The organism is Brevibacillus fulvus (genome assembly GCF_016908525.1).
Taxonomy (GTDB): domain Bacteria; phylum Bacillota; class Bacilli; order Brevibacillales; family Brevibacillaceae; genus Brevibacillus_G; species Brevibacillus_G fulvus.
The window spans coordinates 16,382-29,736 of sequence record NZ_JAFBEB010000021.1 but is presented as its reverse complement, the minus strand read 5'-3'; the positions used below and the strand labels follow the sequence as shown (position 1 = coordinate 29,736).

The following is a 13,355-nucleotide window of genomic DNA, read 5'->3' as shown; positions in this document are numbered from 1 at the left end:
CCTTCTTTCCCATCCGCTTTAATGATGATGGGCCAATACCCTTACCGTATCGCCATACATCACCTGAAGAATCTCTTCCTGATGATGCTCAAATTCGTGTTTGCTGTGCAAGTGCAGCGTATGCTGCAAACATGCCACCTTGTTGACCCATTGCGTCATCATGCCAACATCGTGGCTCACGATCATCATCGTCATTTTATGTTCGTCTTTTAACGAACGGAGCAATTCATAAAACTGCTCAATTGATTCCTGGTCCACCCCGACCGTCGGTTCATCGAGGATCAGCAACTCCGGATCAGCCACCAAGGCGCGGGCAATAAAAACCCGTTGAAGCTGCCCGCCGGACAAACTGCCGATGCGTTTATCCAGCTTGTCGGCCAAACCGACCCGTTCCACAACAGCAGCCACCTTCTCCCGATCAGCCGGCTTCAAGCGACGAAACAAACCGAGTTTCCCAACCAAACCGGATGAGACAACTTCCCGTACAGTAGCCGGAAATCCGCCTGCACCGTGGGCTGCCTGCTGAGCGACATAACCGACTTTTGACCAGTCGCGAAACCGTTCCTGCGGCTGGCCGAACAGTAAAATACGACCCGCTGTCGGCGTCAGCAATCCCAGGATCAACTTCATCAATGTGGACTTTCCCGAACCATTGGGGCCGACAATGCCGACAAAATCGCCGCGAAACAGCTCCAAGTTTACTTGATCCAACACATGCTTATCTTCATAATGAAATGAGACAGAGGCCAGACGGATAATTTCATCATCTGCATTCCCGTTTCTCATCAAGCACCATCTTCCTTATTATAAGAATAAATCGTATCGATTCCTATTTATCATTTTTCATCGTACTACGCCATCGCACAAAGCACAAGAATAAATATGCCGCCCGTTAAGACGGCAGAACAATCGATCACTGCAAGACCGTACGCAGCGTTTCCATATTATCCCGCATAATCGACAAGTAATCCTTGCCTGCTTCAGCTTCCTCTTTCGTCAACCCTTCCAGCGGATTGAGCGTTGCCGTTTGAATGTTTGCCTCACGGGCGATTACTTCAGCAACCTTTGGAGAGGCAAGCGTTTCAAACAAAACATAACCGATCTGGTGTTCCTTTACGAGGTCCACCAATGCCTTCAATTCGGCTGGAGACGGCTCATCCGAGGGCGATATTCCCGAAACGGCGATTTGCGTTAAACCATAGCGGTGAGCCAAATAACCGAACGCACTGTGTGCCACCAAAAACTCCTTGTGCGTCGCCCCATTGGCCATCTGCTGAAATTCCCCGTCAAGTTTATCCAGATCGGCGGCCAATTGTTGATAGTTTTGCTCATAAACTTGGCTGTTAGCCTGGTCCCGAGCGACAAGCGCGTCTTTTACTTTTTCCGCCTCCGCTTTCAAAAGCGTCGGATCGAGCCAGACATGCGGATCAAACTCACCGTGCCCATGGTCTTCTGTCCCATGCTCATGAGTTTCCTCATGCTCTTCGCCATGCTCTTCGCCGGCAGGAAGTAACTCCAACCCATCCGTTGCTTTCACAACGGTAATTTTTGCTTGATCCAATCCTTCGATTGCTTTTTCCGCCCATGCTTCAAAACCGCTTCCGTTATAAACAAACAGGTCTGCATTGGTGATATCGACAATATCCTTTGCAGTAGGCTCAAAATCATGGGGCTCAACACCGGTCGGCACGATATTTTTTACCTCCACCAAATCGCCACCAATTCGCTCTGCTACATATTGCAAAGGGTAAAAAGAAGTGTATACTGTTATATTGTCGTCTTTATCCGGAACCCCACTTGCAGCTTGTTCATTGGCCGTACCGCAGCCTGCGGCAACCAATGCGACAGCGGCCAGCAAAAATCCAACAACGTTACGCTTCACTTTGTTCATGTTTTCACTCCCACTCCTTAATAAGAATCATTCCGATTTATTTGACGCTTTTCATTATACTTGCTTACAGGAAAATTGTAAATAAGAATTATTACGATTTGATCTATATTTGTAACAATCTCCCCTCCTTTGGTATGCTATAATCCAAACAGACATAAAAGCCGGTATAGTAGGAGGATTTTTATCGATGAAACGAGCTCATTTGCTCTGTCTTGGCGTGTTAGCGGTATCTTTGCTGGCAGGCTGCGACGGCAATCAGGCTGAACAACAGCCGGCCGCGCATGAACATGCCGCCCATACCGCCTATGCACCAAATGGCGACTTACTTGAAACAACCGCCTCGCTGGATCAACTGCCCAGCTTTTTAGATCATCTTGATCCGCAGATTGTGGAAGCATATAAAGTGGCAGCTGCCAACCAAGATTTGTTGAAAACGATGCCGTGTTATTGCGGCTGTGGGGAAAGTGCCGGACATCAGCACAATGGCAATTGCTTCATCAAGGAAGTTAACCAGGACGGTTCCGTCGTTTGGGATGATCATGGCACTCGTTGCGGCACTTGTATGGAAATTGCCGTCGTCTCCTCACAGATGAAAGCGGAAGGTAAATCCGCTGTTGAGATTCGCCAGTTTATCGACAATGCCTTTAAGGAAGGCTTCGCCAAGCCCACTCCCACTCCAATGCCATCTTGACAGTACCATCAGCGCTCCTGCTTCAAACGCAAGCAGGAGCCTTTTTACATAAAAAAGGGCTGCCAACCGCATGGCAACCCTCCATTTCATACAAACCGCTCCATCTGGCCAGGAGACATCAATCGTGCTGGCTCTTCCCGGAAAGGCAGATTTATTTGCTTAAAGCCGGCAACACTTGTTCCAGAATAAACTGGGCAACGCCATTTTCATCATGGTCTTTCGCTGTAAATTTGGCAATCGCTTTTACGTGCGGAAAAGCATTTCCCATGGCAACTGACACCCCGGCATTGCTCAAGATCTCCAGATCATTGTCTGCATCGCCAAAGGCCATCACCTGATCAGGGGTTACCCCCCATTTTCGACAAAAATATTGCAGGCCGGTCCATTTGCTGACGCCTTTTGGCATAATCTCCACATTTGTCGACCCGGAGGACGTCACAAAGGCGACTTCTGACCACAGCTGCATCTGTTCCTGTACTTGCTTCAGCACTTCTTCCTGCTGGTGCCAGACAAAAATTTTTACGAACTGTTTTTCGCCGGTTTTGATCTTTTGTTCCAATTCCTGCAATGGGACAATCTTGGCCAAATTATAAAAAGTGAATCGACGCAGAGCAACATCTTCCGGTGTGACGCTTTCCGTTTGAATGATCTGTTCGATCATCTCCTTATCCTCTTCTACCATCCAACGAGTGCTCTCTGTATCGTGCATTTCAAAAAAGACAGGTTGTTGGCGTATCCGATGCAGGGCATCCAACAGCATGTCTGTCGGCAAGATCGTACTTTCAATCAGCGTACCATCCTTCTCATGTACCGTTGCCCCATTGCTGCAAACAAACCCGTCAAAAGGAAAAGCATCAATCGGCGTCTGTGCTGTCGCAAATGTTCTTCCTGTGGAGATGACCAATTTACACCCTGTTGCTTGCAGCAATCGACAAGCTTCCTTTGTTGTCTCTGCCATTTTTCCGTCTTTGTTCAATAACGTCCCATCCATGTCAAAGGCAGCCAAACGCACTTGCGATAAAACCATGGGTAAACCTCCCTCCGGAAATGCCGGCTAAATTTTCTATCGATTGTCCAAAAACGGGAGCACCCAAGGCGCCCCCGTTTTTGCGAATCAATCCTGTTTTTCCTCAGAATCGGTTTTTGGTTGAATATTAATCACGACATCTTTGTTTTCTGTCGTATTTTCAGCAGGATCGCTGTCCAATTTCCCTGTTTCAATCAATTGCTTGATTTGATCTGCATCGAGCGTTTCCACACGCATCAGCGTCGTCGCCACCAAATCGAGCTTGTCGCGATGAGTTGTCAACAGCTCCTTGCAACGATCATAGCATTCCGTAATGATGCGGCGCATTTCCTGGTCGATTTCATAAGCAATTTGTTCGGAATAGTTCCGTTCATGTCCCAGATCACGCCCCAAAAAGACTTGACCTTGCGAACGCCCAAACTGCATCGGTCCCAAGTTGCTCATACCATACTCGGTAATCATGCTGCGGGCAATCGCGGTAGCCCGTTGGAAGTCATTGTGGGCACCTGTACTGATATCGCCCAACACCAATTCCTCAGCCACGCGTCCGCCAAGCAGGCCGACGATTTTATCCAGCAAGTCGCCTTTGGTCGCAAAATAACGATCCTCTTTTGGCAGCATTACGGTATAACCGCCAGCTTGACCACGCGGGATAATCGTTACTTTATGCACCATTTCGGCGTTTTTCAAATAGTACCCAATAATGGTATGACCGGCCTCATGGAAAGCAACCAGTCGTTTTTCATCTTCACTGATCACGCGCGATTTTTTCGCAGGACCGGCGATGACGCGATCGATCGCCTCATCTACTTCCTGCATGCCGATCAGTTTTTTGTTGCGTCGTGCCGTCAGCAAAGCGGCCTCGTTCAACAAGTTTTCCAAATCAGCGCCGGTAAATCCGGACGTACCGCGAGCGATCACATCCAATTTCACATCATCACCCAGCGGTTTGTTGCGGGCGTGTACCCGTAGTACCGCTTCCCGGCCTTTAATATCGGGACGATCAACCGTAATCTGGCGGTCAAAACGGCCAGGCCGGAGCAAAGCCGGATCAAGAATATCCGGACGGTTGGTTGCCGCAATGATAATAATTCCTTCATTTGCGCCAAAACCATCCATCTCAACAAGCAATTGGTTCAACGTTTGTTCACGTTCATCATGACCGCCGCCCAAACCAGCTCCACGCTGACGGCCAACAGCGTCGATCTCATCAATAAAGATAATGCAAGGCGCATTTTTTTTCGCATTCTCAAACAGATCGCGAACACGGGAAGCACCAACACCGACAAACATTTCCACGAAATCAGAACCAGAAATGCTGAAGAATGGTACCCCTGCTTCCCCCGCTACCGCGCGTGCAAGCAATGTTTTCCCTGTCCCTGGAGGACCAACCAACAAAACGCCTTTGGGAATACGGGCACCAACTGCGGCAAACTTCCGCGGATCTTTGAGGAATTCAACGACCTCCACCAGTTCTGCCTTTTCTTCGTCAGCACCGGCTACATCATCGAATGTGACTCGCTTTTTCTCATCATTGTACAACTTGGCCCGGCTTTTGCCGAAATTCATCACCCGGCTGCCGCCACCCTGAGCCTGATTGAGCAGGAAGAAGAACAAAATAAAGATGATCACAAACGGAATGATGGAGGTCAAGAAAGTTAACCAAATATTGTTACCTTCTTGTGGTTTATATTCAACAACCTTCACCATCTGTTGATCAATTTTTTGGTCAAGGATCATCCCAATATCCGAGTTGTACAGCGGAATATTGGTGTAAAATTTCTCCTTGCCGACCGGCGCCTTCTTCAGCACTCCGTCAACTCGATATGTACCACCTTCAGGGCGAAGCGTAATCTCCGCTACGTTATCCGCTTTTAACTCGTTACGGAATTCATAATAGGTGATAGGCGTTAGCTTATCAGTCCCGGAGAGGATAAAATTCACGATCCCAACCGTGACAAGGAATATAAGTAGATAGAACCCGGTATTTCGAAAAAAGCGATTCATTTCTTACCTCCTCTCGCGAAAAAGACACTTTTCACATTTTATCACACTACTAATAGTATCTACAACTCAACTACTTCGTATATACCTCCGGTTTTAAAATACCGATATATGGCAAGTTGCGGTATTTTTCCGCATAGTCGAGTCCATACCCTACAACAAACTCATCCGGAATCGTGAAACCGCTGTAATCCGGTGTAATATCCACTTTCCGGCGCTCCGGTTTGTTCAGCAGTGTGACTACTTTCACAGAAGCAGCTTCGCGGTGACGCAACAGCTCAACCAGTCTGCTGAGGGTCAACCCGCTGTCCATGATGTCTTCCACCACCAGTACATGCCGATTCTGTACCGAAGTATCGAGATCCTTGAGGATTTTCACCACGCCGGTTGACTCCGTACCGCTGCCATAGCTGGAAACGGCCATGAAATCCATTTCACAAGGAATGTCCATCTCGCGGATCAAGTCAGCCATAAATACGACAGCTCCCCGCAGAACACAGATCACCAGCGGATTTTTATCCCTGTACTCATTGCTTAGGATAGTGCCCAATTCCTTTACTTTTTCGGCGATCTCTTCTTCCGAAAGCAAAATCTCCTTGATGTCGTCTCTCATTGAAAAACCTCCTGCCAATCTTCTCCGTACTCAACCTCTACCATTAGGAACCTGGTTGTTTCTCGGGTCACTACCGCTGTTGAAGATCTTCGCAACTTTGGCACCCAAACGATTTCCTCCCCCGAAACCAATACCGGAATTTTTTCACGGTAGCTTTTTGGCACTTTTGCATCGATCAACAGATCTTTTAGTTTTTTTGATGCTTTTGTTCCAAACAGCTTGATCCGATCCCCTGGCAACCGATTGCGAATCAGCAATTTGCCTGGAAGCCGCTCTGCATCCAACACGATCGCATTGGCCGGAAGCCGATTCCAGTCAGAAAAATGGGGGTGTAAAGAAGTCCGTATGGTCGCGTTGCTTTCCCAAACATAGGTGCTACCTGGAACCATCAGTTCATAACAAAAAGAGTGCGTTTTTTCACTCGAATCACTAAACAAAAAAGAAACTTGCTCATAAGACCGTTTCACAATCATTCGTTCTGGCAAATGAATAACAGCCGATGGACTGTTGCTTTGTATCAAGTTTAAGACGGCCTCCACATGCTGGGAAGACCATTCTATTCCATTTGACAGATAACTTAATATTAGATTAATCATTCTCCTTTGTAAAGCAAGGTCACAACTTTGCAACTTCTTGCCTGAGATTACTACTTTATTCCCGGTTTGCTCCATTATGACTGTGTTGAGTTGATTTTGGCTCATTTTGGTCAAAAAAGCTTCGTCCTGCCTGACAGCCGCCGCTAACTCCAAGATGTGTTCGCGGTACCTTGCATTAACTTCTTCCAGCAAAGGGGCGATCTCCAGCCTGATCAGGTTGCGCTTGAATTTGCGGGACTGATTGCTGCTGTCTTCACGGGGAGACAGCGCATGCTCCCGGCAATATGCCTCCAACTGGCTTCGCTTCGTTGCCAACAACGGGCGAACCACCTCGACTTTTCCCGGTACAAGCCAGCGGCGAACCGGAATGCCCGCCAATCCAGCCAATCGTGTGCCGCGCACCATCCGGAACAGGACGGTCTCCACCTGATCATCAGCATGATGAGCAAGGACTACTTTTGTAGCGCCGACCTGCTCGGCGACTTCACGAAACAATTCGTATCGGACTTCTCGTGATGCTTCTTCCGCGCCCATCCCCGTTTTTTCCATATATAGTGGTATATCTCGCTCAAAAGCAAAACAAGGAATAGCGAGCTGTTCTGCCAGCGACTGCACATAGAGCGCGTCAAGCCTTGATTCTTCGCCGCGAAAGCAATGATTCAAATGAACGGCGTAAAGTCGCCAACCGTATTGATATTGTTTATTTAGCGACCACAAGATATGCAGAAGAGCAGAAGAATCTACTCCACCGGAAACCCCTACCACGATGTTTTCGCCAGGGAGCATGAGCCTTTCCTGCTCAATTTGCTTTCGTACGCTTGAGAGCATTTCTCATCACAATTCCTTTCCAAAGCGAAAAAATCGAGACGCCCATAATCAACCCGGAAGCGATTGCCCCAGCCAGCAAAAAAGTTTGCGTCGACAGCGTGATTCCTCCCAAATTATCTCCATTGACGAATGAAAGCATCGCCTTATAAGCGATTGATCCCGGTACGAGCGGGATAATTCCGGAAATACTGAAATTGGTGGAGGGAACGCGCATATAAATGGATAAAATTTGACTTACCAGCGACAGCGTAATCGCCGCAAGAAAGGTTGCCATGATTTGACTGGCACCAAAATAAGGGGACAAGCTGAATACGATCCAACCGATTACGCCGACTGCACCGCCTGCGGGTAAAACGCGAACCGGCACATTAAACAACAGGCAATACGCCGTTGTGGAACAAAGACTGAGAATAATGCCATGCCACCAAGCCACCCCATTCACCTCGCCAAGGAAAGAATAATCACCGTTGCCACTGCGACTGACACAGCGGTCAGCACAGCTTCGACCCCCCTCGATACTCCAGCCATCAGATCGCCCGACAGCAGATCGCGAAGCGAATTGGTTACGGCCACCCCCGGAAACAGAGGAATCATTGTTCCGACAAGCATCAGATCAAGACGCAAAGTGGGGAACAGGGAGTAGATCAGCAAGACAAACATACCGCCGATGATCGCTGACATGAAGTCAATGAAAAAACGAAATGGCAAGTATTTTCCGAAATAAAAAAGACAGATATTTACGATCATTCCTGCCAATGCAGTCGGAAGCAAGGCATAATAAGTAGCACCGCTGAGAACAGCAAAAGAGCCGCTGGCAACGCCAGCCGCCACATTTTGAAGCCACATCGGGTAAATGTGCTTTTTCTGATCAATTTCCTGTAACAATTGGTATGCGGAAATCAGAGTAATCTTTCCCGAAACATACTTGCGGGAAACATCATTCACCAAAGTTACCTTATTCAGATCGATCGTCCGCTCAGGTGTACGGATCATCCGCGTGTAACTTTTATCCATATAGCGGTAAGACAAAATGATGCTGGTTGGCGTAACGAAACTATGTACTTCATCCATGCCGGCCGCTCGGGCAATCAGCACCATTGTATCCTCTGTCCGGTATGTTTCACCGCCGCTTCTCAACATAATCTCACCTGCCAGCAGGCAAGTATCCATCACCAGATCTTCTCCCACGGTCTACTCACCCTTTACAACCATGCATAGTACAAAGAACCGGCAAGCAACAGCAAGGAAGCGACAAAAATCCCGCCAATCCACTTTTCCGCAGAATCGCCGCCATGTTGATGGCGGACATGCGATCGGGCCGTCTGATCCTTTTTCCGATTTTGCAAGGAAGCCAGCATTTCCTGTCTCATTGCATCCGCGCTGTCATATTTGCCATGCAAGGCCCTTACCAGTGGTATTCGATAAGGGTATAACCTCTCATTATTCAGTATTATAGCACAGAGCTCCTGAATTTCATGAGTTTGCACCCGCAAATCTTTCCATTCCGCCGGCTTGAGCAACAAGCGAATCATTACCATTGCCAGAGAGAACAGATCGTAAGCAATTTCCGCCCGTCGATCGCCGGCTTGCCAAGTTGCCCGATCATAATCTTCGGTAAATTGCCGCACAGCATTGCCGATTTTCGTCACTCCGCCAAAATCAATCAATCGAATTTGTTTGTCTTGATAGGTGACGATCATATTTTCCGGCTTAAGGTCGCCAAAAATCCACCCTTGCTCATGCAAGATTTGCAGTCGGTTCAGCAGCTGCAAAACGAGGATGGGCACCCATTCTTCTCCCGCCTGGGCAATATATTTGTCCAACTGCTCTCCCTGCAGAAATTCCATGACATAGAAAGTATAGGTTTGTCCATCCAGTTGAATATCATCTACATCGCACAGGCGCGGTCCGATCTTTTCGGCAGCGTTCTGTTGAACCGCTTTTAACATGTTTACTTCCATTAACATATCCAAGGGCTCCTGGCCAACCTTTAGGGCAAGTTTTTGACCTGCGGACTCAGCAAGATAAACAACCCCGTTAGCCCCTTGTCCGATCCTTTTATGAATGGAATAAACCTTTTTGTACCATTTCCCGCAAATTTGTTTTGGCAGTTCAGGTATGGCAAGTTTAGAAGACATGGTCACGCAAGAACCCGTCGTCGTCTTCGGTTTCATTGTATCTCGAGCGATATGAATCAGCCAGTTCTGCTGGCAGCGGAACATGGTTAAACAAGGCAATGGCTTCAACAATAGCTGGACCGGTTGGCGTTAATCCGCTCATGGTCAGATTGGAAGTAATTTGATGCGCTTTTTCGATTTGCTCTGTCCAAGGGATAACAATGTCGAGATATTTGTCTTTCCCGGGAAATAAACAAACAGACATTCGGCTGGTTCCGCTGCGGGAACGCAAACTGATGCTAAAATCATGGATTGCCTGCTGCACGGCGGACAATTTCGGTTTCATGCTGGCGGATGTATCCACAAGCATCGCAACTTCAAGAGTGCTTCGCTCGCCCAAATCATCAACCATACCGGCCACCTGCATGCGTTTTTCCGGCGTCAAACCTTCCAGAGCCGATTCGCCCAGAATCTCTTTCAGCTCTTTATTGACAACCTGGTGAATCGTTCGCGTCATTGCCTTGCGGGTTAACATTTGAACGGTTTGAGCGAGCTGTGCAGGGTAGACGATATCAAACAAACCGCCTCCCGCTTCTGCAATTTCTTTAATTTCCGCTTCACCCTGCTCGCCGACCTCGTTGCGTTCGACTACGCCAATCACATTTACGGTGATGCCCTGCTCTTTCGCCAGTGCGGCGGCTGCAACCGGACTCATCCCGGAATTGGAACAACCATCTGTCACAATCAAAATCTGACGCAAAGTTGCTTGTTTCATCGCAATCTCCCCGTTCTGCTCGTTTTTCTACCATTATCGACGGGGAGAGTACAAAACATACCCGTTACAACAGCCGTAAGTTAACCTCCACATCCGTTAACTCACTATTCTCGGTCGTTCCAATCGTTCCATGCCTTTGACATGAATCGCCGACCACTGCGGCATGAACCGGTCAATCCGCGCAACCAACACCGTCATATCATCAACAATCTCACCGGCATGCTGCCGAATAACTTTTTCCAACAGCAGATCAGCAACTTCTTGCGGGTTTTCCGTGTCCAATTCGGAGATAAGCCGCTTCATCCACATTTGTCTGTTTTCAATATGCCGCGGCGCCTCGTAAATTCCATCGGACATCATAATCAACAGATCGCCCGGTTTCAATGTTCGTGAAACAACATCTACTTCTATCTCTTCCAAAATGCCCACAGGCAAGTTATTGGCCGTTACCGTGATTACATCGGAGCCGCGTTTGATAAAGCTCGGTGTAGAGCCAATTTTGATAAAACGTGTATGAGCGGTTTGCAAATCGATCAGAGCCAGGTCGACCGTGGCGAACATCTCGTCGGTTGAACGCAACGTCAAAATGGAATTGACAGTTTTTATGGACAGTTTCTCATCCATCCCCGACTTCAGCAGCTGTTGCAGTATATCCAAGGCGGACTGACTCTCCAGATAAGCCCGTTCACCATTGCCCATTCCATCGCTGATCGCCAGTGCCATCCGGCCATTACCCAAATCCATTGTTTTGAAACTGTCGCCGGACAAAAGTTTTCCGTCTTTCGCAGCGCCGGCTACGCCAATATCGATCTCAAAAGCTTTTGCCGATGCCAGGCACATCGTGCAGTGGCCGTCCTTGTACGCTTCGCAATGGCGTTCTTTGACCACAATATTCTCCCCGAGAATTTCGGTCAACATCGGCGCGACAATTTTGGCGCATTCATCGCGTCCATAACAAGTCGGTTGGCTGATCTCGATATCGACCTTGCCCTCCTCCAAACTGTGAATATCCACCCTGCGTACGGACAATCCCAGTCCTTCCAGCGCTTTCGTCACTTGTTTCTCCTGAAACGACAGCTCAATTCCTTCCCGCTGAATCTCTTTGGCGAAATCACTCATTACGCGAGAGACACCGGACAGTTGGTCGGCCACCAGCTTCCTGCTTTCCTGCACTTGTTTTTTCAACTCAACATAGGTTAAATGGCGTTTATACTCCTGCTCAATTAAGGTGGTGACTTTTTCGGTTTTGACACATTTCCTCTCCCAATCGCGGGGAATTTGTGCAGCAGGCAAGGAACCAGTCTCATAAACGGTCTCGATCATCTTTCGCATCGCATCGTAGGTAGCTTCCGTTTCCCGTTCCCAGCACTGTTCCTTTTTCCAGCACTTCTGACAGCTGAACTCTGTAACCCGACTTAAAAACAGATCTACCTTTTCTTCGCTCACTTCTTTTTCTGCAGTTTGCGCAAAGCTTCTCGACAATTGTGTGAATAGTTCGGAAAATTGTTGGATCTTGCCTGCGGTAACATCTCTGACTCTGCGCATATACTCCTGGTGTGACTGCAAGTTTTCCGGAGTGCCCGGAATAAAGCGGGATACTCTTTTCCAAAGCGCTGCCGGTGTCAGCAAAAACAACAGAATCGACAGTGTCGTTTCAATCAACGATTGGTACACCGTATTTTGTCCGCCGCCGTAGATGGCGAGAATCGAAGTACCGATCAACAACCCGCCGGAAACCCCCAGTTTTCCGCCCTCTTTCAGCAAGCCGGCCAATAGTCCGGAAAATGCCAGCAAATTAATTTGCTGCAATGCGTTGACATTTGCCAAACTTAATATTAAACCGGTAACGACACCGACCGCAGCGCCAATCGTTCCGCCTCCGGTGAAAGCGAAGAGCAACAGCAAATAACGGGAAAGCACATGTTCCATCGAAATCCCTTCAACCGTCCAGCCGACGGTTCCGGTCATCAGTGAAGCCAGCAGGATGACCATTGAGACGATTTCTTCATTTTTCAAAGGTTCGTAGGGCTTGGCCAGGTGAATAATCGATAATGACTGAACGAAGATCAGGGTCAGAATGAAGCTCAAGGCCGCTTCCACTGCAACCATGATCAAATTGTATGTGTTCACTTGATTGGTCAAGACGTCAAACAGCAGATGACTGGCAAAAACACTGACCAATACAACGAACGGGGTTAACGAAAAATCTTTCCGCCGCATTTTTTCGGTCAGACGGCAAGCGATAAAGGCGACAACAACGCTTAGCAATGATTGCAGCCCTAGCGGAACCGTGTTGGAAAATGCCCCGGCAATCAAAGATATGGTGCAAGCAACCAGACAGTCCCGTTTGAGAAAGTACATAACGATAAAGTAGGGAACAACAAACGGTGTTAAATCTTCCAAGATGAGCGCCCGTCCTAGCAGGAAGCCCATAATGAAGGGGAGCAGTTTCCACCTTTGGGCAAAGTCGGCAATCTTGTCCCCCCACAAGATTGTCGTTTGGCTTAACTGGCTTTGCAATCGCTGCGACCAGGCATGACCGGTACTGGATACATTTTTGCTAATAATCATTTTTCAACCACCCCGTTCAAAGATATGATGTGGTTTTCATTATACGGAGGCGGCTATGTAAAATTTGTCAAAAGCTCGAGCTATATTCCAAAAATCGTCCGACAAATATCTCTGCTTTTTCAAGGCGATATTGCAAAAAAAAGCGTCCGCTTTCCGGCAAACCGGAAAAACGGACAAAAAAAACCGACGTTTGGCGCTCAACGTCGGTTTCAGGGTGATTCGCGCTTAGCGAAACGGGCTTA

The 13,355-nt window shown here is 48.1% G+C and carries 12 protein-coding genes; 1 reads left to right on the top strand and 11 read right to left on the bottom strand.

Annotation, left to right across the window (positions count from 1 at the left end):
• Window positions 1–18 precede the first annotated feature (18 nt).
• Both JOD01_RS18820 and JOD01_RS18815 read right to left on the bottom strand, forming a co-directional pair.
• Window positions 19–786 (bottom strand): metal ABC transporter ATP-binding protein, encoded by a 768-nt coding sequence (locus JOD01_RS18820; protein ID WP_204519937.1) that lies wholly within the window; start codon window positions 784–786, stop codon window positions 19–21.
• A 127-nt stretch (window positions 787–913) separates the two neighbouring features.
• Window positions 914–1,891, bottom strand: a complete 978-nt coding sequence (locus JOD01_RS18815) for a metal ABC transporter substrate-binding protein (RefSeq protein ID WP_204519935.1) — start codon at window positions 1,889–1,891, stop codon at window positions 914–916.
• Window positions 1,892–2,078: 187 nt separating this feature from the next.
• Between JOD01_RS18815 and JOD01_RS18810 the strand changes: the two genes are divergently transcribed.
• Complete coding sequence (locus tag JOD01_RS18810; protein ID WP_204519933.1) at window positions 2,079–2,582, top strand: PCYCGC motif-containing (lipo)protein; 504 nt, start codon at window positions 2,079–2,081, stop codon at window positions 2,580–2,582.
• Window positions 2,583–2,733: 151 nt separating this feature from the next.
• On the opposite strand, the gene JOD01_RS18805 is transcribed toward JOD01_RS18810, so the two are convergent.
• The 9 genes from JOD01_RS18805 to spoIIE all read right to left on the bottom strand — a co-directional run bounded on the left by JOD01_RS18805 (window position 2,734) and on the right by spoIIE (window position 13,113).
• Window positions 2,734–3,609, bottom strand: coding sequence for an HAD family hydrolase (locus JOD01_RS18805; protein ID WP_204519931.1), 876 nt, complete (start codon window positions 3,607–3,609; stop codon window positions 2,734–2,736).
• A gap of 87 nt (window positions 3,610–3,696) precedes the next feature.
• Window positions 3,697–5,616, bottom strand: coding sequence for an ATP-dependent zinc metalloprotease FtsH (gene ftsH, locus JOD01_RS18800; RefSeq protein ID WP_204519929.1), 1,920 nt, complete (start codon window positions 5,614–5,616; stop codon window positions 3,697–3,699).
• 70 nt (window positions 5,617–5,686) lie between these two features.
• A complete protein-coding gene (gene hpt, locus JOD01_RS18795) occupies window positions 5,687–6,226 on the bottom strand; it encodes a hypoxanthine phosphoribosyltransferase (RefSeq protein WP_204519922.1) in 540 nt (179 codons plus the stop codon).
• Complete coding sequence (gene tilS, locus JOD01_RS18790) at window positions 6,223–7,608, bottom strand: tRNA lysidine(34) synthetase TilS (RefSeq protein WP_338028581.1); 1,386 nt, start codon at window positions 7,606–7,608, stop codon at window positions 6,223–6,225. The genes hpt and tilS overlap by 4 nt, the downstream gene beginning before the upstream one ends.
• Window positions 7,609–7,621: 13 nt before the next feature.
• On the bottom strand, window positions 7,622–8,083 hold the full coding sequence (locus tag JOD01_RS18785) for a threonine/serine exporter family protein (protein WP_204519913.1): 462 nt from the start codon (window positions 8,081–8,083) through the stop codon (window positions 7,622–7,624).
• A gap of 5 nt (window positions 8,084–8,088) precedes the next feature.
• A complete protein-coding gene (locus JOD01_RS18780; protein WP_204519911.1) occupies window positions 8,089–8,838 on the bottom strand; it encodes a threonine/serine exporter family protein in 750 nt (249 codons plus the stop codon).
• Window positions 8,839–8,852: 14 nt separating this feature from the next.
• Complete coding sequence (locus JOD01_RS18775) at window positions 8,853–9,788, bottom strand: serine/threonine protein kinase (protein ID WP_204519909.1); 936 nt, start codon at window positions 9,786–9,788, stop codon at window positions 8,853–8,855.
• Window positions 9,778–10,542, bottom strand: a complete 765-nt coding sequence (locus JOD01_RS18770; protein ID WP_204519907.1) for a VWA domain-containing protein — start codon at window positions 10,540–10,542, stop codon at window positions 9,778–9,780. The genes JOD01_RS18775 and JOD01_RS18770 overlap by 11 nt, the downstream gene beginning before the upstream one ends.
• A 96-nt stretch (window positions 10,543–10,638) precedes the next feature.
• A complete protein-coding gene (gene spoIIE / locus JOD01_RS18765; RefSeq protein ID WP_204519905.1) occupies window positions 10,639–13,113 on the bottom strand; it encodes a stage II sporulation protein E in 2,475 nt (824 codons plus the stop codon).
• Window positions 13,114–13,355 lie beyond the last annotated feature (242 nt).

Excerpts from the sequence above, each read along its gene's own strand:
- JOD01_RS18775 (WP_204519909.1), bottom strand. The coding sequence starts at position 9,788 with ATGTCTTCTAAACTTGCCATACCTGAACTGCCAAAACAAATTTGCGGG.
- tilS (WP_338028581.1), bottom strand. The coding sequence starts at position 7,608 with ATGCTCCCTGGCGAAAACATCGTGGTAGGGGTTTCCGGTGGAGTAGAT.
- ftsH (WP_204519929.1), bottom strand. The coding sequence starts at position 5,616 with ATGAATCGCTTTTTTCGAAATACCGGGTTCTATCTACTTATATTCCTT.
- JOD01_RS18820 (WP_204519937.1), bottom strand. The coding sequence starts at position 786 with ATGAGAAACGGGAATGCAGATGATGAAATTATCCGTCTGGCCTCTGTC.
- JOD01_RS18805 (WP_204519931.1), bottom strand. The coding sequence starts at position 3,609 with ATGGTTTTATCGCAAGTGCGTTTGGCTGCCTTTGACATGGATGGGACG.
- JOD01_RS18810 (WP_204519933.1), top strand. The coding sequence starts at position 2,079 with ATGAAACGAGCTCATTTGCTCTGTCTTGGCGTGTTAGCGGTATCTTTG.
- hpt (WP_204519922.1), bottom strand. The coding sequence starts at position 6,226 with ATGAGAGACGACATCAAGGAGATTTTGCTTTCGGAAGAAGAGATCGCC.
- JOD01_RS18815 (WP_204519935.1), bottom strand. The coding sequence starts at position 1,891 with ATGAACAAAGTGAAGCGTAACGTTGTTGGATTTTTGCTGGCCGCTGTC.
- spoIIE (WP_204519905.1), bottom strand. The coding sequence starts at position 13,113 with ATGATTATTAGCAAAAATGTATCCAGTACCGGTCATGCCTGGTCGCAG.
- JOD01_RS18770 (WP_204519907.1), bottom strand. The coding sequence starts at position 10,542 with ATGAAACAAGCAACTTTGCGTCAGATTTTGATTGTGACAGATGGTTGT.